This window comes from Haloferax marinum (assembly GCF_009674625.1).
Classification (GTDB): domain Archaea; phylum Halobacteriota; class Halobacteria; order Halobacteriales; family Haloferacaceae; genus Haloferax; species Haloferax marinum.
The window spans coordinates 661,418-684,226 of record NZ_WKJQ01000001.1 but is presented as its reverse complement, the minus strand read 5'-3'; the positions used below and the strand labels follow the sequence as shown (position 1 = coordinate 684,226).

23 protein-coding genes and 3 tRNA genes are annotated in these 22,809 nt (G+C 59.7%); 11 read left to right on the top strand and 15 right to left on the bottom strand.

The annotated features are described in order from the left end of the window. Positions 1-52 precede the first annotated feature (52 nt). A complete protein-coding gene (locus GJR99_RS03485) occupies positions 53-328 on the top strand; it encodes a DUF7111 family protein (protein WP_151109307.1) in 276 nt (91 codons plus the stop codon). A gap of 71 nt (positions 329-399) precedes the next feature. Here the strand turns inward: GJR99_RS03485 and GJR99_RS03480 are convergent, their stop codons facing one another. Continuing rightward, positions 400-1,071 (bottom strand): protein sorting system archaetidylserine synthase, encoded by a 672-nt coding sequence (locus GJR99_RS03480; protein ID WP_151109305.1) that lies wholly within the window; start codon positions 1,069-1,071, stop codon positions 400-402. A 107-nt stretch (positions 1,072-1,178) separates the two neighbouring features. Between GJR99_RS03480 and GJR99_RS03475 the strand changes: the two genes are divergently transcribed. After that, the gene (locus GJR99_RS03475) at positions 1,179-1,625 is read left to right on the top strand and encodes a cupredoxin domain-containing protein (RefSeq protein ID WP_151109303.1); all 447 of its coding nucleotides are present in this window, start codon (positions 1,179-1,181) and stop codon (positions 1,623-1,625) included. 89 nt (positions 1,626-1,714) lie between these two features. Here the strand turns inward: GJR99_RS03475 and GJR99_RS03470 are convergent, their stop codons facing one another. The 4 genes from GJR99_RS03470 to GJR99_RS03455 are packed head-to-tail and all read right to left on the bottom strand — an operon-like array spanning position 1,715 to position 4,196. Beyond that, positions 1,715-2,365, bottom strand: coding sequence for a 30S ribosomal protein S3ae (locus tag GJR99_RS03470; protein ID WP_151109301.1), 651 nt, complete (start codon positions 2,363-2,365; stop codon positions 1,715-1,717). Beyond that, positions 2,358-2,600, bottom strand: coding sequence for a KEOPS complex subunit Pcc1 (locus GJR99_RS03465; protein WP_151113830.1), 243 nt, complete (start codon positions 2,598-2,600; stop codon positions 2,358-2,360). Before GJR99_RS03465 ends, GJR99_RS03470 begins: the two co-directional genes overlap by 8 nt. 2 nt (positions 2,601-2,602) lie before the next feature. Next, positions 2,603-3,724 carry an exonuclease gene (locus GJR99_RS03460; protein WP_151109299.1) on the bottom strand — a complete coding sequence of 374 codons (1,122 nt, stop codon included), beginning with the start codon at positions 3,722-3,724 and terminating at the stop codon, positions 2,603-2,605. Positions 3,725-3,728: 4 nt separating this feature from the next. Continuing rightward, the gene (locus tag GJR99_RS03455; RefSeq protein WP_151109297.1) at positions 3,729-4,196 is read right to left on the bottom strand and encodes a 30S ribosomal protein S15; all 468 of its coding nucleotides are present in this window, start codon (positions 4,194-4,196) and stop codon (positions 3,729-3,731) included. Between the two features lie 226 nt (positions 4,197-4,422). On the opposite strand from GJR99_RS03455, the gene GJR99_RS03450 reads away from it, so the two are divergent. From GJR99_RS03450 to GJR99_RS03440, 3 genes are all read left to right on the top strand, one after another. Continuing rightward, a tRNA-Ala gene (locus GJR99_RS03450) sits at positions 4,423-4,494 on the top strand. Positions 4,495-5,270: 776 nt separating this feature from the next. Next, entirely contained in the window at positions 5,271-5,972 is a 702-nt protein-coding gene (locus GJR99_RS03445) for an HNH endonuclease (protein ID WP_151109293.1), read from the top strand. A gap of 269 nt (positions 5,973-6,241) precedes the next feature. Continuing rightward, positions 6,242-7,126, top strand: coding sequence for a potassium channel family protein (locus GJR99_RS03440; protein WP_151109291.1), 885 nt, complete (start codon positions 6,242-6,244; stop codon positions 7,124-7,126). A gap of 146 nt (positions 7,127-7,272) precedes the next feature. Here the strand turns inward: GJR99_RS03440 and GJR99_RS03435 are convergent, their stop codons facing one another. Then, positions 7,273-7,491: a hypothetical protein gene (locus GJR99_RS03435; protein WP_151109289.1), complete on the bottom strand. Its 219-nt coding sequence runs from the start codon at positions 7,489-7,491 to the stop codon at positions 7,273-7,275. Positions 7,492-7,705: 214 nt separating this feature from the next. Here GJR99_RS03435 and GJR99_RS03430 point away from each other — a divergent pair, with 214 nt between their 5' ends. From GJR99_RS03430 to GJR99_RS03420, 3 genes are all read left to right on the top strand, one after another. Next, on the top strand, positions 7,706-8,344 hold the full coding sequence (locus GJR99_RS03430; protein WP_151109287.1) for a helix-turn-helix transcriptional regulator: 639 nt from the start codon (positions 7,706-7,708) through the stop codon (positions 8,342-8,344). A gap of 104 nt (positions 8,345-8,448) precedes the next feature. Further along, positions 8,449-8,520: transfer RNA gene (locus GJR99_RS03425), tRNA-Ala, on the top strand. Positions 8,521-9,306: 786 nt separating this feature from the next. After that, complete coding sequence (locus GJR99_RS03420) at positions 9,307-10,815, top strand: DUF7289 family protein (RefSeq protein ID WP_151109285.1); 1,509 nt, start codon at positions 9,307-9,309, stop codon at positions 10,813-10,815. Positions 10,816-10,820: 5 nt separating this feature from the next. On the opposite strand, the gene GJR99_RS03415 is transcribed toward GJR99_RS03420, so the two are convergent. The 7 genes from GJR99_RS03415 to GJR99_RS03385 are packed head-to-tail and all read right to left on the bottom strand — an operon-like array spanning position 10,821 to position 19,412. Beyond that, entirely contained in the window at positions 10,821-11,585 is a 765-nt protein-coding gene (locus tag GJR99_RS03415) for a DUF7289 family protein (protein ID WP_151109283.1), read from the bottom strand. After that, positions 11,578-12,024 (bottom strand): DUF7266 family protein, encoded by a 447-nt coding sequence (locus tag GJR99_RS03410; RefSeq protein ID WP_151109281.1) that lies wholly within the window; start codon positions 12,022-12,024, stop codon positions 11,578-11,580. Before GJR99_RS03410 ends, GJR99_RS03415 begins: the two co-directional genes overlap by 8 nt. After that, entirely contained in the window at positions 12,024-12,998 is a 975-nt protein-coding gene (locus GJR99_RS03405; protein WP_151109279.1) for a DUF7261 family protein, read from the bottom strand. Before GJR99_RS03405 ends, GJR99_RS03410 begins: the two co-directional genes overlap by 1 nt. Further along, positions 12,986-13,585: a DUF7288 family protein gene (locus GJR99_RS03400; protein ID WP_151109277.1), complete on the bottom strand. Its 600-nt coding sequence runs from the start codon at positions 13,583-13,585 to the stop codon at positions 12,986-12,988. Before GJR99_RS03400 ends, GJR99_RS03405 begins: the two co-directional genes overlap by 13 nt. After that, a complete protein-coding gene (locus GJR99_RS03395; protein ID WP_151109275.1) occupies positions 13,579-14,079 on the bottom strand; it encodes a DUF7287 family protein in 501 nt (166 codons plus the stop codon). Before GJR99_RS03395 ends, GJR99_RS03400 begins: the two co-directional genes overlap by 7 nt. Further along, positions 14,079-16,121 (bottom strand): type II secretion system F family protein, encoded by a 2,043-nt coding sequence (locus GJR99_RS03390; RefSeq protein ID WP_151109273.1) that lies wholly within the window; start codon positions 16,119-16,121, stop codon positions 14,079-14,081. Before GJR99_RS03390 ends, GJR99_RS03395 begins: the two co-directional genes overlap by 1 nt. Further along, positions 16,122-19,412, bottom strand: coding sequence for an ATPase, T2SS/T4P/T4SS family (locus GJR99_RS03385; RefSeq protein ID WP_151109271.1), 3,291 nt, complete (start codon positions 19,410-19,412; stop codon positions 16,122-16,124). A 258-nt stretch (positions 19,413-19,670) separates the two neighbouring features. Here GJR99_RS03385 and GJR99_RS03380 point away from each other — a divergent pair, with 258 nt between their 5' ends. Together GJR99_RS03380 and GJR99_RS03375 are read left to right on the top strand one after the other, a co-directional pair. Next, positions 19,671-20,201 carry a hypothetical protein gene (locus GJR99_RS03380; protein WP_151109268.1) on the top strand — a complete coding sequence of 177 codons (531 nt, stop codon included), beginning with the start codon at positions 19,671-19,673 and terminating at the stop codon, positions 20,199-20,201. A 21-nt stretch (positions 20,202-20,222) separates the two neighbouring features. Beyond that, a complete protein-coding gene (locus GJR99_RS03375; RefSeq protein WP_151109266.1) occupies positions 20,223-21,161 on the top strand; it encodes a CPBP family intramembrane glutamic endopeptidase in 939 nt (312 codons plus the stop codon). Between the two features lie 448 nt (positions 21,162-21,609). Here the strand turns inward: GJR99_RS03375 and GJR99_RS03370 are convergent. Both GJR99_RS03370 and GJR99_RS03365 read right to left on the bottom strand, forming a co-directional pair. Continuing rightward, positions 21,610-21,682: transfer RNA gene (locus tag GJR99_RS03370), tRNA-Arg, on the bottom strand. 85 nt (positions 21,683-21,767) lie between these two features. Further along, complete coding sequence (locus tag GJR99_RS03365) at positions 21,768-22,019, bottom strand: Sec-independent protein translocase subunit TatA/TatB (RefSeq protein ID WP_151109264.1); 252 nt, start codon at positions 22,017-22,019, stop codon at positions 21,768-21,770. A gap of 264 nt (positions 22,020-22,283) precedes the next feature. On the opposite strand from GJR99_RS03365, the gene GJR99_RS03360 reads away from it, so the two are divergent. Beyond that, positions 22,284-22,787: a redoxin domain-containing protein gene (locus GJR99_RS03360; RefSeq protein ID WP_151109262.1), complete on the top strand. Its 504-nt coding sequence runs from the start codon at positions 22,284-22,286 to the stop codon at positions 22,785-22,787. Positions 22,788-22,809 lie beyond the last annotated feature (22 nt).

Here is a 22,809-nt window from a genome sequence, read left to right as displayed (position 1 = left end):
GCCGTTCGAGCGAACCGGTACTTTAGACACACCCCCGTCCTTACCGGCGGCTATGAGTGAACAGGAGGCCAGCGCCAACGGCATCACCGCACGATACTACGTCACCGAGTCTGAGCGCGTCCTCGAATTCGACCGGGACGGTCGGACCGCCGCCGTGGCGCAAAATATCTCCGGGTACGCGATGCTCAAAGTTCGCCCGACGGTCGATGGCGACGAGTTAGAACGGTACTATGGATTCGATATGGCGCTCGACCACGCCGCAGAACTCCTCGGTGTCTCCCCACGAGACCTCCCCGTTCCGGAAGACGCCGCAGACATGGGAATGTGAACACGACAGTTCTCACGGACGAACCCAGTCGACCTCGGTAGGCGAACTCAGCCAAACCCAGTCGAACCCAATCACCCCCAGTAGAATCTGGGCCCCAAGAAGAGATAGCCGAGCGCCAAGAACAGCAGTCCGAACGCGAATCCCTCACCGAGACTCCCCGAGAGGACGATGGCGAGTCCCTGCACGACGCCCATCACGAGCGCGTCTTGGGCGTGTAAGTCGGGGTACGTCACGTCCGAGAGCATGAGCGCGCCCATGATTGCCGAGAGCACGACGAGCAGCATCGGGTCGACGAACCCAACGAGGACGCCCGCCGAGAGGATGGTCGCCGCGAGCGTCGTCGGCACACCAACTGTCTCGTCGCTCCCGCTGTCGTAGGCCGTATAGAGTGCCAATCGGACGACAGCGGCCGCCACGAACAGCGCCGCGATGGCGACGCCGCCGACGACTCTGAGTTGGTCGAAGCCCCACATCTCGCGGACGACGGAGACGACGAGGAGTGCCGGCGCGACACCGAAAGAGGCGACGTCCGCGAGGGAGTCGAGATACGGACCTGCTTCGGTCCCGCCGTAGCGTCGGGCGACGACACCGTCGAGTCCGTCGGCCATCGCGGCGAGGAGAATCGCCTTGGCGGCGAGGCGGACGTCGATTGCGGTCAACACCGCAGCGACGAACCCGAGCGCCGCATTACCCGCGGTGACCATATCCGCGAGTCCCAACCGGCCGACGAATCGGGGTCTCATACCGTTGCGATTGCGGACCTCCCCTTTGCCTCTTACGTTCCGTCCGTGTCGTCCGGTTCGTCGGGCGAACCATGCGACATTTATCCATCGCCTCCCGAGAGTCGCCTATGCGAGACGATGGGTCTGCAGACGGTCACCAGAGTCGACGTCGATTCCTCGCGGCAGCAGGAACGGCCGTAACGGTCGGCCTCGCGGGGTGTGCAACGTCGTTGGCCTCCGATGGCGACTTCGACGTGGGAATGACCGCCGTCGCTTTCACTCCGCCGACAGTCACCATCGAAGTCGGTGACACTGTCGTGTGGAAGAACACGAGTTCTCGCGGCCACACCGTCACTGCCTACGAGAGCCTCATCCCCGAGGGCGCAGATTTCTTCGCCAGCGGCGGATACGACGACGAACAAACTGCACGAGACGCGTACTCGAACTCACTCGGCGGCCTCATCAACAGTAACGAGACGTACTCGTACACGTTCGACGTTCCGGGCGAGTACGAGTATCTCTGTATCCCGCACGAACAGGCGGGGATGGTCGGGACGGTCGTCGTCGAAGAGTAATCACTGACCGCTTTTGTCGATAGCCACGACGCTCCCGACGTCGCGTCAAAAAAGTCGAAACTGGAAGTCAGACCGCCAGGTGGGCGGACTTACTCTTCGTCGACGTCGACTGCGACGTCTTCTTCGTCGACACTGACTGCTGCTTCTTCCTCGGCCTCGATTTCGGCGGGGCGTGCTTCGAGGGAGAACTTCTTGACTTCGACGCGGCGGAGCGGGTAAATCTGCTTCGCCTCGCCGTAGATGGCCGACGAGAGTCGGCCTTCGGTGACGCTGTCGGTCAGGTCGTCGAAGGTTCGCTCGGTGATGGCCTCGCGGGTGAGGTCGATCATGATGCGGCGAATCTCGTGTTCCTGGCTGCGGTCTGCCTTCTTCGTGGTGAAGGCGACAGGCTGGACCTGAACACGGTAGTCGTCTTTCGTCACGGCGGTGACGTTGGCTTCGACCTTCGAGGCGCCGCGGCGGACGAGGCTACGGAGGTAGTCTCGGGTGAGTTCCTGCTGGATGAACTCGGTGTAGGCAGCGTCGCTGCCGACGTCGTTCACCTTGAAGGTGAGTTTGACGTTGTTTGCGCCCTGGTCGTCGTTGAGTTCGCCAAGGGTCGATTCGACGGTTCGGCCGTAGACCTTCTCGGGTTCGTCGGCGAAGGTTTCGCCGAGTTCCTTACGGTCGAAATTCTCGGGTGCGATGATCTTGTACCATCGCTTTCCGCGCTTCTGCTTAGAGACGGATCGTTCACTCATGGTTAGTGGTTGTGTGCGTTCGTGTTGCTGCGATGACGGTCTCTGCGACCGTCACGTTGACGACGTAATCATCGACCGTAGACTGGAGTCCACCGGTCGAGTCGCGTTCGATTGTGGTGACGAGTTCGTCCCCTTCGACTGCCATGTGCATCGAGTCCGTGTTGTCCGGACCGAGTGCACCTGCGACGATGTCTGGGTCGTCGTGTGTCGTCCGCAGGGTTGCACGCCGAGTCATGCTCATCGGCGCACCTCCCTGACGGCCGTGACGACCGATTTCGGTTCGACCGAGGGGTCGAATCGCAACGTCGCTTCCTCGGGTGACCCTGTCGCGGACGCGTCGCCCAGTTCGGTCGCTGCCGCGGCGAGTTGCTCGTCCAGTCCGGAGGGACCGGTCGAGACGAGTGCCGCGGCACCGGTTCCAACCGCGAGAACGGTCGGTTCCGGCGACCGGAAGTCGCGGGCGAGGCGAGCGACTGTCGCGAGTCGCCCCGGTGACGAGAGGTCACACGAGAGCACATAGAGGCGCTCGTAGCGACCGGTCGTCGCCTCACGGAGTGCCGCGTGTGTCGCTCGTGCGTGGTCGCGCCACGCGTCGAGCGCCGCGTCACGAGCGTCGTGACCAAGCGCCAGTGCGACGGCGACACCGGGCGTCTCCCGAACGGTTGCGTCGAGAACGTCGGCGAATCCACCGACGGTCGCGAACGGTCCGTTCGGAGTCGCGTCCGGGTGAAGGACGCGTTCGACTGCGCTGACTGCCCGCGGTGTCGCTCCATCACCAGTCGCGTCGAGTGCGACGAGAGAAGCCACACGTTTGTGGGCGCCTGCGTCGAGTTCGGCCGGGAGCGACAGTTCAGCGAGTATCGCTTGTGCGCGCTCTTTGTCGGCCGAAAACGATGCGTGGACGAGCGTGGTGTGTGCGAGTCCGTCCGCGAGGTCGGCCGTCGGAACGGCCACTCCGGGACGGGACTCGACACCCACGTCGCGTGCCGCGTCTACGAGGTCGGTGTCGTCCTCCGGTGACACACCGGCGGCGTACTGGCCGGCCAGTGCGACCACCGGGTCGGGGTCGACACCGAGTTCGCGGACTACGGTGACCGCGTCACGTGGGTCGAGTTCGAGGTCGGCATCGGCGTCCGAGAGCCCCACGACGGCCGCGACGTCGTCGTTCGCGGTCGTGTCGGGAGCTTCGGTCGCTCGGATACGGAAGGGGACGTCGAGTGTCTCGAGCGCCCGCCCGATGACGCCCGCGGCAGCGACGGCAGCACCGCTCGTGTGGACGCGGAGACGAACGAACGTCGCCTCGCGAAGCGTCGCGGCGGCGTCGGCAGCGGGTGTCTGTTCGGCGGGGCTCATAGACATCTAGTTACTTCTCGAGGAGTTCGACGGCGACGTCGTAGTTGTACGTGAAGTCGTCGTCGAGTTTGTCTCCACGGTAGTAGGAGACGAGTCGTCGAATCTTCGACTCCGTGTTCTGGAGCGCGCGACGGTTGGACTTGTCCTGTTGGTTCTCCTCCATGTGCTCGCGGAGGCGAACTGCGCGTTCCATCAGGTTACGGAGGTCCTCGGGGAGTTCGGGAGATGCGTCGTTCTCCTCGAGGATGGTGGTGACTTTCTTTCCGGTGGCGAGTTTGACGTCCGGGACCGGGACGCCCTTGACGCCTTCGTCACGCAGGGAGAGCCCGATTTGGCTCGGGTCTTTGCCCTGTTCTGCAAGTTCGACGACGCGTGCTTCGATGTCTTCTGCGTCGACGTCACTCCACTCCGGTGCTTCGTCTGCCACGGGCTTGTCCGAACCGGACGAGCCACGGCGGCGGGTGTGCATTCGTGCCATTGTTGCGGGTTGGAACCGCACTGACCGCAGAAACGAGTACCCCGTAGTCGCATGAGCGACTACTGGGGCACTACCGCAATCCCAAGCCCGCACATGCGGGCACGTCAGATTTGCGGCCGTGCTGGATTCCCATGCGTTGTTCCTTCCGCGCCGGGTTAAACCGTTTCGACTCGCAGTCGAACCGAATCGAAGGGCTTCTAAACGGGTGGCGGCTACCAGTTGATGAGGGCTCGTAGATCAGGGGTAGATCACTCCCTTGGCATGGGAGAGGCCCCGGGTTCAAATCCCGGCGAGTCCACTCACTTCTTCCGTCGCTTCGCTCCGTCAGTCGTTCGTGAACTCGCCGTACTCCCTCTCGCTTTGCTCGCGGGAGTCCCGGCGAGTCCATTTTTGAGCGAGGTACGAGCGAGAAAATGGCGAGCCGAGCGTTTGGCTTGCCAAACGCATGGATTTGAACCGCACGAGCGACCAGCGGGAGCGAGTCAAGTTCAAATCCCGTGAACCCAGTTCACGACCTTCGCAAACCGAAGGTTTGCTCAGTCCCGGCGAGTCCCGACGAGTCCTCTACGTTCTCTCGATATCACCCGACTCGGTGGACTCATAGGGCATTCGCACGGGATTTCATAGGGTGGAACGGCTCGGTGCCACTCATGCGAACACTTCCCGAAGGAATCTCCGTCGGCGACCGTCTCTCACAGGGGGTAATCGAAGAAGCATTTGACACCGAATTCGGATGTCGGATTTCTGGCATCAACCCCCGACGCGATTCGCAGGACTGCCGGGACGTACTGTTGTTCACAAATGATGACGGCCCCTACGACGATTCAGTTACTCGTGGGCGATTCGAGTATATTGGAGAAGGGTTGGAGGCGACCAGAGCGAATCTTCTTCCGGGAACTCCGTTCTCATAGACACAACCAACTCCGATATTCCAATCCATCTCTTTTATAAGCAATCAGGTGTCTGTGGGTGGGTGTACCAAAGGTTCGTTGACCTTCTCGACTATCAAATTCGGGAACAAGGTGGTCGAGAGGTCATCGTGTTCAAGATGGAGCATCAGGAACAGGTAAACACATGAGTTGGCTTGACGCTGTACGCCAAGAACTCAACCAGTATCGAGAACAGCATGACGAGCGAATCGTTACCCTGCACGAATTCTACGACTTCTCCGAGCAACGTCTCGAATCTCGGTTCCCAAACAACAACAATGTCCAGGCCAAAATTCGTCAGCAACTCCAACAACTTCGCGACAAAGACGAAGTAGAATTTCTTGATAAGCCAGGCACATATCGAATCACAATAGGGGACAAAGTCCACCAGGAAAAGAAAGGGTTGGAACGAACGCTGGACTCAGAACCAGAATTAACTGAAGATTTGGGAGGTTTCACCGAAAGTCGGAGACGAGCACGAGACCAAGCCTTCGCAGAACTCGTAAAGGGCGCTTACAGCCAGACGTGCGCATTCTGTGGCAGTAGTCGTGAGACTCCCGTCGGAAACCCTGAAGTCGAAGCTGCCCATATCTACCCGAAGCGTGAAGATGGCGCAGACGACGTGAGGAACGGTATCGCTCTCTGCAAACTCCATCACTGGGCGTTCGACACCGGGTGGCTCGCCCTTTCAGAGGAATGTGAAATACTTGTCAAAGAAGCCCCTAACCGGGACGGATACTACGAGTTCAAACAGTTGGAAGGTGATTCGATGAGACTACCGAACGAAGAACGGATGGCGCCTCATCGGATGTTCCTTGAAGCACACCGCGAACTGAACGGATTCTGAGGCTCGCTTAGCTCCCATCAAGGAACTCACGTTGTGACACTGGCTTGTCTTCGGGACTCTGGACATTGTGATGCTCTCGAAGCACTTCGGGCATCATGTCACTTCTGTTGCTCTCCATATCATAGGACATCCCCTCGCTGAGGTTTCGGGTTGCTGCTCCACGCCGAGATTTGTGGCGACCGGACCGACGAGCACTTCGAAGCACAACGAGAAACGCACAAAATCGAATCGCCAGCGATGCTATACGTGTCTCTGTTCTTATGTTTCGTATGAGCAGTTCGAGAAAACGTCGAGTGTGGCGACTCGTCTCCACCAAAGCGGAAGGAGGGACAGGTCAAGGTCTCGAATCTGCTGCACTCGTCCTCGCGTCGCTAAACGTGCTGGCCGTAATCTTGCAGAGCATAGACGCCGTTTACGGTAGGTTCGAACTGCTGTTCGACGCCTTCGCGTTCGTCTCTGTCGGTCTCTTCACCATCCTGTTCGTCGTCAGATTGTGGGCGGCGGCCACCACGAGGGAGTATCGAGGGTCAGAGGGACGACTTCGGTTCGTTCGTCGTCCATTCGTGTTACTCGACTTGCTCGTCATCGTGGTGTTCTGGCCCACGTTTATCTGGTTACCCGAGACGCTAGGCGGTATTCGCGTACTCTGGTTGGCCCGAATATTCGACCTCCCACGCTTTCGTCGCTCGCGCACCCGGTTCAAACGAATCATCGCTGCTCAACGCGAGGACCTCGCCATCGCCTTCAGCGGGGCTGGAATGCTGGTTCTCATCTCCTCGACGTTGATGTACTTCGCCGAACGTCGTGCCCAACCCGAGGCGTTCGCGTCGATTCCCGACGCACTCTGGTGGGGTATCGTCACGCTCACCACCGTCGGCTACGGCGACGTGGTTCCGATAACGCCACTCGGTCGCATTCTCGGTGCGATTACGACCTTCGGCGGAATCGCATTCTTCGCACTTCCGTCGAGTATCCTTGCAGCAGGATTCTTCGCAGAACGGGAGCGCGAAGTCGACGAACAGGAAGTCCCGGACGGAGTGGAAGTAACGGATGGAGTGGGAACAGAACCGACGAAACCGACCGGTGAGAACTCTCAACAGTCGTGTCCGCATTGTGGGGGGGCACTCGACTCCACAGAAACGGAAACTCGCTAACAGAGATTGGACTCCAACTGATGTTCGAGCCAGAATCTACTGCCTTTGGGACGACGTGTATTCCTTACCGCTGTTCTGAGACAGGTGAGCGTCTGTCAGGTGAGTCGTTCGAGTCGGATTGCAGACTCAGAAGACGGCGGGTCGGGTTACTCGCTGTCGTCAGACAACACGATGTCCTCGGCGGCGAGGTCGGTCACGTGACGGACGATTTCGGGGTCGACCTGCGCAACGTCTTCGCCGTCGTGTAACCGGTCGTTGTGCTTCTGAATCGCGTCGGGGACGTCTGTGAGTGGAATACGCGACGTGGTATCGCACTCCTCGCACACGATTGGAACTCGTAAGACATCGTCGTCGTCACTGGACATACTAAACCGGTTTCTGGCAACAGTAGAAAAACACAATCGGTTCGTCGGTGGACCCGACGCGACTTCGATGGTGGCCGTGCTCTGTCGACCGAGTTGTGTTCTGATACAACCTATCACAATAATCTCGGATTATTGAATTTATATCGCGATATTCAAGATGTTTGTTCAGTTCTCTGCAAATATTTATCACGTTAGTTGACGTATATTTACCGCTATGCCTGTGCGAACGAACGGACAGAGAACGAGCCGGATGGTCCTCGCGGCGCTTGTCCTCGCTCTCGTGGTGGTGACTGCTGGATGTACTGGTGTCGGTGGTGGCCCCGGCGATGGAGCAAACGAAACGACACGCGAAGATGTGACAGAGCCGCCCCAGGTGACCGACGAACCAACCGAAGAACCGACCGAAGAACCAACTGCGACAGACGAGCCAACTGAAGCACCAACCGAGACGGAGGCTCCCGGTGGTGGTGAGGGCGACAATGGTGACACTGGCGGCGACGAGTCGAACAACCAGACGCTGTTACTCCTCGGCGCACTCGCCGTCTTTGCCGTCGGGTTCGTGGCTGCAGGCGTCCTCCGAGGACGCAACAAGGCCGAATCGAAGACGGAACCTGCTGCGGCCACACCCACCGACGAGCCTCGTTCCGATTCCGAGCGCGTAATCTCGCTGTTACACCAGAACAACGGCCGGATGTTCCAAGACGTACTCGAAGAGAAACTCGACTGGTCACCGTCACACGCACGACGCGTCATCGATGGACTCGTTGCGACAGGCGACATCGAACGCAGAGAGACCGATGGTGGGACGCTCATCGTCTTCGCAGACCCGAACCGGTCACCTGACGAGGAGTGATTCGACCAACGGGTTTGGACGACGGTGCCACAGTACAAGCCCGTAGCAGTCCGACGATTCGAAGCCCTTATTTATTCGACCGGGGAATGAGAGAATGCGTTCGAGGGCTCGTAGATCAGGGGTAGATCACTCCCTTGGCATGGGAGAGGCCCCGGGTTCAAATCCCGGCGAGTCCATTTTTGAGCGAGGTACGAGCGAGAAAATGGCGAGCCGAGCGTTTGGCTTGCCAAACGCATGGATTTGAACCGCACGAGCGACCAGCGGGAGCGAGTCAAGTTCAAATCCCGGCGAGTCCACTCACTTCTTCCGTCGCTCCGCTCCGTCAGTTGTTCGTGGACTCGCCGACGTCACGTTCGCTTTGCTCACGTGACTCCCGGCGAGTCCAGCAACTTCTGTCGATACTACCGGCGAACAGTGACCCCAGTATATTCTCCGCGAGCCAATTCGGTATCGAACTCACGTCGCCGAGGGACGGCCGGTAAAGAATGCCGTCATATCACGCACGGTGACCTATGGAGTACCACGAGAAGAATTAGTACGAGGTGATCGATGAGGGAAACACACAGTCGTAGACTGCGACGAACATCGAACACGTCTCGTCCCGTGACGTGATTTCACCTGTGCACCTGTGCACCTGTAGACGGGACACGACATTGGTGGGGTACTGACCGACCTGTGACGGACATCCCATCTGACACAGGTCTGGCACCCAACGACAGCGCGAGTTTGCTCCGTCACCATCGGTCAGATATCCCTGTCCACCAACGGCCACAAACCGCCGCGATATCCCCGGCCTCAGAGGCCGGAACTCCCTTGGGCCTCCGAGGCCCACACTACGCTCGTCGATTCGAACGCGTGAGCAACGGCTTCACCTCCGTTCTCGTGGAACCGACAACCAGTCCGAATTCCTGACGGTCAGACAGCCAATGAGGTTTTGGTCCCGGACGTTGAGAGGGTACGTAATGAGCGGTCGCCCTCGTGTCCCATGGCTATATCGCGTCGTTCGTGACCGGTCGGGACAAGCATCTCCACTCGCAGTCGTACTCCTTCTCGGAATCACCGTTCTCGGTACGACGGCTATCGTCACCCTCGGCGGCGCAGCACTCGACGACACCAAACAGGCGTCGAACGCTGCCCGTGCTGAGCACTCGATGACGCTGTTCGACTCGAAAGTGGCAATCACCGCACTCGGAGACTCGCAGTCGCAGGCAGTCGAACTCAGTGGGTCACAGAGCGGGGAGTACCTCGTCAGAGAGGACTCCACACGAATCGTTATCACGCACAAGGATTTCGACGGGAACGGAACCCCACAGGAACTGTACGACGCAGAACTCGGGAGTGTCGAATACCGAACCGGAGACGTGACTATCGCGTACGAGGGTGGAGGTGTCTGGCGAACACAGGACAACGGCACATCGATGGTGTCTCCGCCGGAGTTCCACTACCGCGATAAGACGCTCACCCTCCCGGTGATTCAGGTGACAGGTGACGGCGGAACGGCACGGAGCCCGACCGTCGATATTCTCGAAAAACAGCAGGCCAACCGAATCTATCCGAAACCATCGGAATACTACGACAACAGCTCCCAAAAGTACGTCAATCCGGTCGAGAACGGGACTGTCGAAGTCACCATTTACAGTCCGCACTACCGCGGGTGGGCCCAGTTCTTCGAGGAACGGACGGAAGGTAACATGTCGCTCGACCACACGAACGAGTCGGTGAGTGTCGAGTTAGAGGCAATCGGTGGCGTCGTCGGCAACTTCAGGATGCCGAACGAAGGTGGGTCAATCGAGGTCAGAGGGATGGCAGATAACCACACTGTCTCCTCGTACACGCTCAATCTGACCGCAGACAACAACTTCCAGAACATGCACTGGTCGATGTACCAAGACGGGTCAGAAGAGGACGTCGAGTTCCACGTCTACGCCGATGGGCAGTGCAAGACAGACGGGAGTTTCGACGGCGACATCGACATGAGTATCTACTACTCCAACCAGTCGGGCACGTATCAGGGGTGGCAAAACTCGAACATCGACCCGGAAGACCCGAGTTCGATGGCACAGGTGGACTGTAGCACCGACCCCGCGACCATCACGCTGAACCTCACACACGACTCGACGAACATGACCTACGGGGATATCACGATGACGGGGAGCGACAACAAGTGGTACTTCGGCCCGGAGATCAAAGAAAACAGCGCGAACACGACGACCAACTTCACCGAACACGACGTGGACAGAGTCGCACGGTACGAGAAGGGAGACAACGAGTCACTCAAACACGTCACGAACCACTACATGTCGCTTCTCTCTCCGAAGTTCAAACTGACCGTGACGGACGGTCCGGGTGGGAGTGAGCGCGTGAACGAACAGGCTTCGAGTGGAAATCTCGATTACGAACAAGCGGACGGTGGCCGATACATCACGTTCCTCCACATCACAGAGAACCGCGTCGAAGTCCGCTTCCGCTGACTGCGTCAGTCGACCAACGACACGTCGACTTGTTTTTCGACGACTCGAACGGAGTCGACATCCGTAATGTCACACGAGACCACTGTGGTGTTCACCATCGAACAGGAGACGCCGTCGTAGGACTCGAGTTCCGACTTCCAGAGTTCGGTTCTCGATTCCGTCGACGTGACGTTGACCGTGACGTCGTAGGTTCCGGTGTCAGACGCGATACCACGATACTTCGGTCCCGAATCGGTCATCTCGGCACGGACGAGATACGTTCCCGACCCACCGACTGCGTTCGCACTCGACGACGAGCGACGGGTAGACACCGCAGAGACGACGACGGAATCGTTCGTCAGGACGAACGCAGGGTGGCGAACGATGGTCATCGCGTCGTCGGTTCCACGGAAGACCGCCCCGAACGCGTAGACGAGTCGTTCGTCGGAAAGCTCTGACGTGTAGACGAGCGGGCGGGTGGTCACGGTGGCGTTGTCGACTACCCCACTTTGTTCCCACTCGACGGTCATCGACACCGGAGTTCCGAACGAGAGCGCCGAGTCAGCCAATTTGATTTCGGTCGCTCTGCTGGGTGCGCCACGAACTGCGATGTCTTCCATGTTGTCGTCGAGGATGTCGAATGCGCGTTCCGCGTTGTTGAGTCGCTCGACGTCACGAGTGTCCTGGAGTCCGCCCATGCCGACGGCCGTGACGACACCAACCGTCGAGAGAACGAGCGCGAACACGAAGATGAACCCGAGTGTATCGCTCACTGCACGTCGGTCAACCATGGGCCACCTCCAGTTTGCCGTCTGCGTCGTCGTACGTGACGGTCACGACGCCGGCGTCGACCGACCCGCTTTCGAGTGGCACGGTCGTCTCGACTGCGATTCGAACGGTCACCTCGGGGTCGACCGACCGAAGGACGAGTTCGCTCGAGGCGGGGTCGACGCTGATTCGGTAGGTCGTGCCGGCGACACGGTTCGGGAGTTCGAGACGCGTACTGACTGTCCTCACCGTTTCGTCCCCGGACGACGACGCCACACGGTCGACCGACTCGATGTTGGCGGCGAGTCGTTGCCCGACGACTTCGAGTTCAGTCTCGGTTACGCGCTCGTGTTCGGTCGAGACGTAGCCGCCTGCGCCAACCATGATTCCCGAGATGAGGATAGTGGTTATCGAGAGCGTCAGAACGAATCCAAGCGTCGTGGAGACTGCACGTTCCGACATCAGAGGTCACCCGGTGTGATTCGAATCTCTTTTTCGACCGTCGTTCCGCTGGACTGGAAGACGAACCGCACGGTGACGTCGTAGAGTGCCGGTTGTTTGACCGGCCACTCTCCGCTCCCGACCGACGCGAAGTCGGCATCGCTGAACAGGTCGTCGAGGTCGTCGTCGTCGTTGGTCGTGTACAACTCGTACGTCCCCGTGGCGTTCTCGGCGTTATCGAACCAGATATCGACCTCTCCATCGGCCTCGTCGTGGACGATTTCGAGTGCGGGACAGTACCGTGTCCCGACGGTCTCGCTGCCGATGTCGACGACGAGTGATTCACCGTCTGTCGGTTCGACGGAACAAGAGAGCGACTCCGTATCGTTTTCGACAGTGACTACGACGTTCGTTCCGTCGGTGTACATCGAGACGGTGGCCTCGTCACCCACCCCATCTTGGTCGTCGACTTCCACGTTGAACGCGTTGGACTCCGTCGTCGAGAGGTTGTCTCGAGAGACGTCGAATCGGATGCCGCGAACACGACCACTGTCGACGACTTCCCACGAGTCGTCTAGCGAGTTGTCTGTGAAGTTTCTCGCCGGGTCGTCCTGGTGGACTCGAATTCCAGTGGTGTTCGTCCCGGTGTACGAGACGTCGATAGTGAACCCGTTTGCCGCCTCCAACGTGCCCGCGGTCTCACTCCAGTTCGCGAGTGAGGACTCGAACCGAGTCCCGATTTCGCTCTCGCTGCCACCGTTGCGGTTCTCTGCGTCCAGCATCGTCTCGCTGGCGGCGACGACGGCACGCTGTTCGGTGACCGCGTCGTCGAGTTGGGTGTCGGTCGTCCGCGTGGCGATGTTCTCGGTGTAGATTGCCGTGTTGAGAATCAACGCGAGACTCACCAGCAAGACGGCGATAGCGAGCGCCGTGACGAGGAAGAGTTGGCCACGGTCGTCGCCGACGAGACGCGAGACGGGGTTTACATCCGCCATACGACCACCTCCACCTTCAGGACGGTCCACACTGGGTCTCCGTCGTGTCGTTCTTCGAGGTAGAACGACGACGCCGAATCGAGGGTCGTGTTCGTCGGGACTGCAACCTGTCCCGCTGGTTCGTGGAGGACGTCGTCGTCCATGAGCGTCACCAGGCGTGACGCCGACGCGGCGTGGTCACTCGGTTTACCCATGTGGACGAGGCCAATTCGGTTCAGTGACTTCCCTTGCTGGTTGGCCTGTACCGTGTAGATGTCCACGTTGAACGCGATACCACGGTCGTTGAACGTGTCGTTGAGCATCTGCCCGAACGCCGTCGGTGGGCCACCGTCCACGTAGTTATCTTCCTGCGACGAACTGATGTTCGACAGCAGCACCGTCCGTTCGAGGGTCCCGTTTTCGGCGGCGGCGTCGAGAAGTCCCTGCGCGACGGACGCTTGCTGGTTTTCGATGTGCTGGCTCGACGTACTCGCCGTCAGCGGTGTGACTGCAGTCACCTGCAGTGCGAACGTGACGCTCGCCAACAGCACAGTCGCGGCGACGAACGCCTCTAACGTGTGGGCTTGTCCACGGGACATCGTTACCAAACCCTCACCAGAAGTTGGTGGAGTTCGCCACCGACGAGGACCGAGCGGCGAGCGGCGACGACCTGTCCGGACGCCGGAACTGGGTCTCCCCGTGTCGCGTCCGACCCATCTGAGAGTGTTGCAACTGTCCCGTCGTGGAGGAGGGTGACGTTCACGTCGTAGTCGCCGCCGACACCAATCGCGTCTCCGATCGGTTCCTTGTCGTACTCACAGTCGCCAGGGGGCGTGTCGTTGTGGAAAAAGCCGTCGACGCACTCCGTCGCGAGGGCGGTCTGTTCGTCCGGTGGTGAGAGTGCGTCACTCGCGAGTCGGTCTGCTGCGCGGTTGGCCACGAGCGGTTGGTCCTGTGCGTCGTCGAACGGTTGGACGATTTGGGGGACGGTTCCGATTACCCACGCGATAGCGAGCAGGAAGATACCGACACCGACGGCGTAGTCGATGGTGGTCTGCGCGCGACTGCGCCCGGAGTCAGTCGTGCGGTCACGACGTCGCATCAGCCAACCACCATCCACACTGCGAGTGCGAGCGTCTGCAGGATGACGACGAACTTGACCCCCGCGAGGAGGTCAGCGTTACGAATGTATCCGCTGATGAATCCAGACAACACTGCCTGGAGGGTGACGCCGTGGAAGAACAGAAGCGACATCAAGTCGGGGTCGAGAGCGCCGCCGAAACTCGGCCCACCGGAGACACCTCCACCGCTTCCCGACGCCTGCGACGAGAGGCCGGCCATCACGTCGAGGAACTGGGTCTTCAGGATGGCCATGACGGCGAGGAGCGTCACGTAGGTCATGAGGATAATCGCCACCTGCATTCGGGTTCGCGCGATACGCTCTCGTTCGATGTCGTCTTGGTTCTCAGAGGACTGCGCTGCCGTCGTCAAAACTTCCGTAATCTGGCTCGACGCTTCCTGTGCTTTCGTGATGAGTTTGACCGTCCGGGCGAGGCGCGGAATGTGGTACTTGTTGTTGAACTCTACGAGCGCTTCTCTGAGGCTCATCCCGTAGTTGACCTTCGCGTACATAACCTCGAACTCGTCTGCGAGTTTGCCCGAGGACGTGTCGGCGACGGTGTCGAACGATTCGAGGAGGGTCTGCCCGGTGTCGTTCGCACTCGAGAGTTTGCGAAGGTTGTCCGAGAGTTTCCCCGTTATCGCGGAGCGGGAGTGAACGTTCCACTCGTGGAACACCGCCAGCGGAATCGTGAGGAGGTAGACGGGGACGTAAAACCAGATGACAGTCCCCCAGATTGGCTGGGAAACCATCCCGTCCCACGACGTCGGAGCAGACCCGCCGATGACTGCGACGGCCAGGATGACCATCGACGCGGGAACCGAGAGTGCAAGCGTGTACAGCGGATGTCGTTTGAAAAAGACGTGGGGTTGTTTGAGGAGTTCTCGCGTCTTGTACGTCCCTTCTCGGGCTTTGATGCGCGAGAACATCGAGAACTCGCCGACGTACGACTCGATGAGTCCCATGTGAACGAGGCCTTCGCGTTGTTGCCCCTCGAGACGGGCGCTTCCGTTGCTCGGAGAGAGATACCCGTCGCCAATTTCGTCCTGTTTGACCGTCGAGATGAGGACGAGGAATCCGACGCCGACCAGCGGGATGAGACCGTAGATGGTGGCGTAGAGGAGTTCCTGCTGTGCCTGTCCGAGCATGCTCATGATGACGAGGATGATGATGAGGAGCAGTGGGAACAGCGAGAGCGTCATGTACATCTCGCCGAACAGTTCCATCGTATCCAGCGTCTGTTCTTGCTCCTGTTTGGCCGTCCGGAGGTGTTTGTCCTTCTTGTCCTTGAGGAACCCCTCCATGTCACCACCGGAGTTGACGATAGAGAGCATGTCGGTGAGGAACTGCGAGAGTTCGGCGGATGGCGTGAGAAGCGCCTGCTGACGGATGGCGTTCCGGTAGTCGGTTCCGAAGTACTCCGTCTCTTGGACGATACTCTGGAACTCTCGTGAGACCTCGCCGTACGTGTCGTCGGCGCGGGCCATCGCCTCCAGAATCTCCAGTTGGTTCAGTCCCCCGACGGACAGCGCGTACATGAACGAGATGGCGTCCGAGAGGAGCATGTTAATCTCGCGCTTTCGGGCCGACGCCTTCGAGTACGGTATCCCGACGAGCGTCCCGAATCCGAGTCCGAATCCGAGCGACCCGAAGACGATGCCTGAAACGGTGACGGCGGCCGGCATCACGAGCGACCGGAGCAGTTCGGCGGTCGATTCGTTCGAGACGGGGATGCCGAGACTTATCGCCTCGGACGAGACGAGTCCGAGTGCGAAGATACCGTAGCCGATAGCCATCCCGAGTATCCACAGCGAGAGACCGACGAGGACGCCCACCGCGAGCGCGCGAGAGAGGTAGAGTTCGACCGTGTTCGGCATCCGTGCCTGTTCGAGTTTCTCTCCGACGTCCGAGACGAACTCACCGTCTTCGTCGAAGAGTATCTGAAACAGCGGATAGAACGCGTCGCCGAGCGTGTCGTTGCTCCGGTCGAGGCCCGCCGTGTTTTCGGAGTCGATGTTGCTCATCTAATCGTCCTCGTCGCTCTCGACGGACTGTGACTCCGTCTTCGTCTCGTCTGGTGTGTCGGTCTCAGCGGCCCGGAACCCACCCCACGACTCGTCGTCGATTTCGTCGCCGTCGTCGTCCTCTTGGGCCGGGTCAGCGTCGGACCCGGATTCGGGTTCGGGTTCACCCGACCCGTCGATACCGAACGCGCCGAAGAAGTCTTCGAGGTCGATGTCGTCGTCGTTCGGGTCTGGGAAGGTCGGGTCGCCCTCTTCGTCGAAGCCGAACTCGTCGAGTTCACCGTCGACGTCGCCGAACTGTGTCTGGCGGTCCGACGAACTTTGCTCGTCGACGTCGGCGTCGAGCAGTGATTCCCACAAGTCTTCGGCGGCCTCTCGCCGGGCCTGCTCGTCAGTTGGAGCGTCGTCACTCGCTTCGAGCGCTGGCGTCTCTTCGTCGCCCTCGAGTTCGGACGGGCCGTCGTCACCTTCGAGTTCGGGGGTTTCGTCACCCGCGTCGAGTTCCGACCGCTCGGTCCCTTCGTCGAGAGCGGGGTCGCTCGTGGACTCCTCGAGCGCGTCGAGTTCGCTCCGTTCGCCGGGGGTCGCTTCGACGTCCGGTTCCTGGTGCGTGTGTGGGATTGCGTCTGCGACGTCGCCGACCTCCTTGTCGCGGTAGTCGGGGAACAGTTCTTCTTCGGCCCGGCGGAGAATCTCCTTGGCGAGTTCTCTGACGTGTTCCGGTGGGTCTGGGCGTGGAACCATCGCCTCGCTCTCGGGGTCGATGTTGATGTGGACCGACTCCATCTCGCGGAGGTCTTCGAGACTCCGTTCGAGTCGGTCGGTCGCCATCAACCCGATGATGGTGTCTTGGTCGTTGATGAACGCCTGGAACGTCGCTGCGACCTGCGTGTACGTGTTGAGTCCACGGTCGATGAGGTACGCGAGGACGACCTGTCGTTTGAATATCTCGTGTTCGAGCGTCTCGTGGTCCCACCCGCGGTCGAACTTGATCTCTTCGAGTGTGTTCGACGAACCCATCTGGAGGAACTCGTCCGTCTCGGCCTGCCACTGGTAGACGTCCTGAACGTTGATTTCGTCGTTCTCGGGGTCGTAGTGGTTGATCTCGGTGAGCGACTTGTTCCGCCGCACTTTGTTGTTCTCGACCCGAGTCGACGTCTGAATCGAGACGAGGTCGAGGGCAGTGAACATCGTCTTCGAGACGTTGATGGGTGCCGTCGTGAAGCGTTTGAGGACTTCGCCCACGGAGTCGGCGTGGAACGTCGTGTACGTGGTGTGGCCGGTGGACATGACCTGGAAGAGCGTCCGCCCTTCTTCCCCACGAATCTCACCCATGACGATGTAGTCGGGACGCTGACGGAGTGCCGCTTCGAGTAAGTCGAACTCGTCGACGTCGCCTTTGTCGTCGTCGGAGAACGACGGACGAGTGACAGACGCAATCCAGTTGCGCTGTGGGAGTTCGACCTCACGCGTGTCCTCGATAGAGACGATTTTGGTGTTCGACGGGATGAACAGCGACACCGCGTTCAGGGACGTCGTCTTCCCGGATGCCGTCCCACCGGCGAAGATGAGGCTCTTGTCGTTCTCGATACAGAGCCACAAGAACGCCATCTCCTCCAACGAGAACGTCGACCAGTTGATGAGGTCGATCGGCGTGAACGGCACGTCCTTGAACTGACGGATGGTGTAGTTCGTCCCGTGGTCGGACACTTCTCGACCGAGTGTGAGTTGCGCACGCGACCCGTCCGGGAGCGTCGCGTCGACCTGTGGTCGCCGCTTCGAGATACCCTTGCCGGAGCGCTGTGCGAGTTTCACGACGAAGTCGTCGAGTTCGTCTTCACCGTGGTAGACGTTCGAGATAATCTGCTCGTAGTCCGAGTGATAGACGAACACCGGCGAGTTGTAGCCGTCACACGAGATGTCCTCCACGTTGATGTCGTGTTTGATTCCGTCGATGCGCTCGTAGCCGATGAAGTCACGTTGGAGGTAGTACTGTAGCTTCTGTACCTGATACTCGTTTAAGTCGGCGTCGTCGTCCGCGAGGACTGCAGGTTCTGGGCGGGCGGCGATTCCGTCGAGACCGCCGAGTGGCGAATCGTTCTGTCGTCTCTTCGACTCACTCCCGATGCCGAGTCGGGAACTGATGCCACCGAAGAGAGAACTACCGCCGTCTGTCGCCGGTGTCGACTTGGAGTCGCTACTGTCATCGAACAACCCACCGAGTCCGAGGCGGTCCAACAGCCCCGGAGCGTCGGGTTCTTCGTCGACGTCGAGATTCTCCGGAGTCGGACCGTCGTAGAGGTCGTATCGCGACAACAGTTCGTACGTCTGTGATTCGATGACCGTCCCGCGGTTGTCTTCTCCGTCTTGGACGACGCTCTCTTCGCTGTATTTGATTGCCGTCCGGAGTTTGCTCGTGAGAAACTCCGTCAGGTCGTCCTCGGCGCGGTTGAGGTGCGGCTCGACGACGTAGTACTTCTTCTCGTTTTCCTTGACGGAGTGGAAGATGACGACGAACGCGTAGGGTTTGTTCACCCAGTAGCGCTCGATCTCGCGGAAGTGTGTCTTCTTCTCCATCGGAACCGCCTTTTCGAGGTCGTAGCGGTTCGCGAGCGTCGTCGTCCCATCAGCACGCGAGAAGAACTCGTCTTCGTCGAAGTCTTCTTGCACGTCGACGGTTCGGGTATCGACGACTTCGTCGAGTTCCTCGGCACGCGCTCCGGCGTGGGCGATGACGTTCTCGATGTGGTCTGGGTCGAATCCGAGGGCCTCCTCGGCGTCGAATCGTTCGATTTCGCCGGATGCGTCGCGAGGGCGGGAGCCATCGGCTTCGTAGTAGTACTCTCGTTTGTAGTGCTCCCACATCCACTCGTCTTTGACGACGGGCGTCGTCTCGGGGTCGCAGAACGCCTCGAACTGTTCGTCGATGTCCGTGGCGTGCGCACCTCGCTTCCCGACGAACTCGGCGACGTCGACTGGATGGAAGTCGAGATACTCCTCTGGGTCGAGCGAGACGCTCTCCCAGTCCGTTCGGTCGGGAGTCGGAACCGGTTGTTCTTCGTCTTTACCCCATCGCGAGCTGCCCGGCGTGTCTGTGCGGGTTCGCGGGTCGAAGCCGTAGAGGGCCTCGATGTCGCCGTCTTCCCCATACTCTTCGAGGAAGTCAGCCCACGAATACTCACCTCTACGGGCGTTTGACGCCTGGTCCGGGGCGACGTCGCCCTCCACCGGTGACTCCGCGTCACCCTCTATCGCCTTTGGCCCGGATCCGTCGGCGTCTTGCCTTGCCATTGTCATCCGGATATTCGGGTTACTGGAAAAGTCTTTTTCCCAGACTATTTACATTATAGGGCGGGTTTAAACGGCGTTTTTATACCTGTTTATATGCTAGTCGAAATTCGACCCTAATCGAGATATCGATAAACCGGCCATTTATCCCGGCGAATGGAAGACTTGGCCGGTGACTGAAAGTTCGAACGTCGAATCACCACGAAGGGCGTGCTTGGATGGGGGCCAATATATTTGTTGACTCCCAAATATGTCTACATCATGGACCCTCTCGTACAAATTATTCTCCAACAAGGGCCGATATCGCAGAACCCAGACCCGAGCGTGTTCGCACGTTTCTTTGGCTCAGCGATATCGGCGGGAATCACGTTCGTCGGGACGCTCGTCGTCGGCGCGCTGTTGCTGGCTATCGTCCCCGACTACACCGAGAAGATTATCGACACCATCGAGGACGAACCCATCCCTTCGTTCCTCTGGGGGCTGGGTATCTTCATCGCGCTCATCGTCGTACTCTTCGTCCTCGTCATCACGCTCATCGGTATCCTCCTCGCCATCCCGATCGGCTTCGTGATGTTCGTCGTCTCGCTCGTCGGCGGGGCCATCGTCTTTATCTACGTGGGTGAGCGCCTCTTGGAGGCCGCGAACGTCGAGACATCTCGCTGGGGCCACCTCGTCGCTGGTGCGTTCGTCGCAACCGTCCTCGCGGCACTCCCACTCATCGGCGGCCTCACGAACTTCATCGTCAACTCCGTCGGTGTCGGCGCTATCGTCTACCACTGGCGAAACGGGTGAACTCCGGTCAGGAGCGATTCGATGCGAATCCCGTTCGTCGGTGAAGACGAGACAACCGCCGGAGGACGCGACGCGAGTCACACCGGATTTCGACTTCACGAACACCCGTGGCTTTCGGTGGGAGCAGTTCTGACGTTCGAGACGCTCGCAATCGTACTCGTCATCCTGGTGTTTACTGTCGCCAACGTTCCAGAGTCTCCGCTGCGGTCGGTTTTACAACCGACCACGTTCCACTTCCTGTTCATTTTTCTCTTTGCGCCGTACGTTCTGCGTCTCCCCAGTGGCCGCCAACCGCTCTCGGCATACCTGGACGAGATTCGACTCACGCGAATCCGACCACTGGGTCGTCTCTTCTTCCTCGGGCTTTCTTGTTCCCTGATTCTCGTGGTGAGTCAAGCGGCCGGCGTGCTCGTCTACCGACTGACACTGGGCGAACCGCTCACGGCCGAGTTCGTACTCGGAGTCGTGGATATTTCGAGTCTCGTTCCTCCCGAGTCGTGGAGTCTGTTGGTCTCGTTGCCCTCCGCGTTAGAAGAAGTGACGTTCCGAGGGGTCCTCCTGTTCACTCTCCTCCAGACGTTCACGAAGCGAAAGGCAGTCGTGGTGTCTGCGGGTGCGTTCGGCTTGATTCACCTTCTCAACATCCCCCTCGGAACCGGCTCCGACGTCGTTTGGGTGCTCGGTCAGGTCGGTTGGTCCTTCCTCATCGGGTTGTTCTACGGGTACGTCGTCCTCCGAACCGACAGCCTTCTCCCGGCGATGCTTGTCCACTACCTCGGGAACGCGTTCGTCGGGTCGATTACCTGGTACGTACAGGCCACGGCGTCGGTCGAAACGCAAGTGCTGTATGGACTCGTGTTTTCGGTCGGCGTGATTCCGGTCGTCGGGATGACGCTGTGGGCCAGGTACGCCACGGCTCGCTGGTTTTCGACTGAACAAGCGACAGTAGTGTCTCCATAGGAGATTGGCCAGGATACGTCTCAGACTGTCGCGGAGGTCGTAGATAGTGGCACAAAACCTGGTTCGAATGTTCGTCGCAGGACGCGCGCGACTGGATTGAGCGAATCCAACGGATTCGAACCTCGGTCGCAACGAGGTGCTCCCTGATTCGAATCCCGTACGATGCGTTATCGGACTCGCTCCGCTCCTCACTGCACGGGCGTGACGGGATTGAGCGAATCCAACGGATTCGCGATGTTCGTCACGTCCGCGAAGGAGCGAAGCGACTGAGCGGGCGTGACGGGACTCCCGCGAGCGGAGCGAGTGGGAGTACGTCGCGAACGCTGACCGAACGAAGTGAGAGAAGCGGGCGTGACGGGACTCGAACCGAACCGAGACTCGCTTCGCTCGCCTCGTAGGGTTACGAATCCCGGAGCCCGTTCGCTCCTCACATACGTTCGTCACAGAACGGGCGTGACGGGATTCGAACCCGCGATCGAGAGGTTAGGAACCTCTCGCCCTGTCCGCTAGGCCACACGCCCTGCGGAGAAATCTCTCAGGACTCGTCAAAAATCGCGTGGTTCGACCCCGGTGGGCCGATAGAAGTGACAGAAAGTGGAGCTGCGATTAGTTCTCCGCCTTGGCCGACGTGGACGTCTCCGTGACGAATTCCTCGTCGTCTTCGTCGCCTTGCATTTCTGAAAGCTCTTCTTCGATCTCGCTGCGTCCACGCTTGAACTCGCCCATTGCCTGCCCGGTAGACCGCGCAAGCTTCGGAATCTTATTCGCGCCGAACAGCAGGACGAGCACGAGGAGGACGATGAGCAGCTCCGGCCCGCCCGGGAGCCCCGGGAACAGGGGGGTGATAGTCTCGAACATCGCTGTTTCTGCGTTACCCAGTCGCAATTATAGGCTTTTTGCCTTCAATGGATTCACGAATCGACGACTGTCGCACGTAGTGGATGTTCGAGAACACGCTGTACAGCCCCCGATACGTCCCGAACTGGACGATGCGGTGAATCGTGAGAGGAGCAGAGAGGGATTTCGAGTAAACAGACTGATATCTTTCGGGAGACGGTGACGTCGCGGGCCAATCGTTCCGATTCCCGTGAAGTAAAGTGTCGCCCACAATATCGAGGGTATATGGTATCTGTTGGAGACGCCGCTCCAGACTTCACCGCACCGAAGACGGACATCGAAGGCGACATCGAGTCGTTCACGCTCTCTGAGAACCTCGACGACGCGCCGGTCGTCCTCGCGTTCTTCCCTGCTGCCTTCACTGGCGTGTGCACCACGGAGATGTGCACCTTCCGCGACCAGATGGCTAACTTCGACGACGTCGGTGCGACGGTCTACGGCATCAGCATCGACACGCCGTTTACGCTCTCTGAGTTCGCCGAGAAGAACGACCTCAACTTCGACCTCATCAGCGACACGAACCGCAACCTCATCGACGCGTTCGACGTCGAGATGGACTTCGCTGACCTCGGCGTCTACAGCGTCGCGAAGCGCTCGGTCTTCGTCGTCGACGCCGACGGCGAAGTCACCTACAAGTGGGTCAGCGACGACCCCGGCGTCGAACCCGACTACGACGCAGTCGAAGCCGCCGCATCCAAGGCACTCGAAGAGCCTTCCGAAGCGGCATAAATCGAGGTCGGTCTGCGACCAG

Coding starts and splice junctions, on each gene's coding strand:
- GJR99_RS03485 (WP_151109307.1), top strand. CDS start 53: ATGAGTGAACAGGAGGCCAGCGCCAACGGCATCACCGCACGATACTAC.
- GJR99_RS03480 (WP_151109305.1), bottom strand. CDS start 1,071: ATGAGACCCCGATTCGTCGGCCGGTTGGGACTCGCGGATATGGTCACC.
- GJR99_RS03475 (WP_151109303.1), top strand. CDS start 1,179: ATGCGAGACGATGGGTCTGCAGACGGTCACCAGAGTCGACGTCGATTC.
- GJR99_RS03470 (WP_151109301.1), bottom strand. CDS start 2,365: ATGAGTGAACGATCCGTCTCTAAGCAGAAGCGCGGAAAGCGATGGTAC.
- GJR99_RS03465 (WP_151113830.1), bottom strand. CDS start 2,600: ATGACTCGGCGTGCAACCCTGCGGACGACACACGACGACCCAGACATC.
- GJR99_RS03460 (WP_151109299.1), bottom strand. CDS start 3,724: ATGTCTATGAGCCCCGCCGAACAGACACCCGCTGCCGACGCCGCCGCG.
- GJR99_RS03455 (WP_151109297.1), bottom strand. CDS start 4,196: ATGGCACGAATGCACACCCGCCGCCGTGGCTCGTCCGGTTCGGACAAG.
- GJR99_RS03445 (WP_151109293.1), top strand. CDS start 5,271: ATGAGTTGGCTTGACGCTGTACGCCAAGAACTCAACCAGTATCGAGAA.
- GJR99_RS03440 (WP_151109291.1), top strand. CDS start 6,242: ATGAGCAGTTCGAGAAAACGTCGAGTGTGGCGACTCGTCTCCACCAAA.
- GJR99_RS03435 (WP_151109289.1), bottom strand. CDS start 7,491: ATGTCCAGTGACGACGACGATGTCTTACGAGTTCCAATCGTGTGCGAG.
- GJR99_RS03430 (WP_151109287.1), top strand. CDS start 7,706: ATGCCTGTGCGAACGAACGGACAGAGAACGAGCCGGATGGTCCTCGCG.
- GJR99_RS03420 (WP_151109285.1), top strand. CDS start 9,307: ATGAGCGGTCGCCCTCGTGTCCCATGGCTATATCGCGTCGTTCGTGAC.
- GJR99_RS03415 (WP_151109283.1), bottom strand. CDS start 11,585: ATGGTTGACCGACGTGCAGTGAGCGATACACTCGGGTTCATCTTCGTG.
- GJR99_RS03410 (WP_151109281.1), bottom strand. CDS start 12,024: ATGTCGGAACGTGCAGTCTCCACGACGCTTGGATTCGTTCTGACGCTC.
- GJR99_RS03405 (WP_151109279.1), bottom strand. CDS start 12,998: ATGGCGGATGTAAACCCCGTCTCGCGTCTCGTCGGCGACGACCGTGGC.
- GJR99_RS03395 (WP_151109275.1), bottom strand. CDS start 14,079: ATGCGACGTCGTGACCGCACGACTGACTCCGGGCGCAGTCGCGCGCAG.
- GJR99_RS03390 (WP_151109273.1), bottom strand. CDS start 16,121: ATGAGCAACATCGACTCCGAAAACACGGCGGGCCTCGACCGGAGCAAC.
- GJR99_RS03385 (WP_151109271.1), bottom strand. CDS start 19,412: ATGGCAAGGCAAGACGCCGACGGATCCGGGCCAAAGGCGATAGAGGGT.
- GJR99_RS03380 (WP_151109268.1), top strand. CDS start 19,671: ATGGACCCTCTCGTACAAATTATTCTCCAACAAGGGCCGATATCGCAG.
- GJR99_RS03375 (WP_151109266.1), top strand. CDS start 20,223: ATGCGAATCCCGTTCGTCGGTGAAGACGAGACAACCGCCGGAGGACGC.
- GJR99_RS03365 (WP_151109264.1), bottom strand. CDS start 22,019: ATGTTCGAGACTATCACCCCCCTGTTCCCGGGGCTCCCGGGCGGGCCG.
- GJR99_RS03360 (WP_151109262.1), top strand. CDS start 22,284: ATGGTATCTGTTGGAGACGCCGCTCCAGACTTCACCGCACCGAAGACG.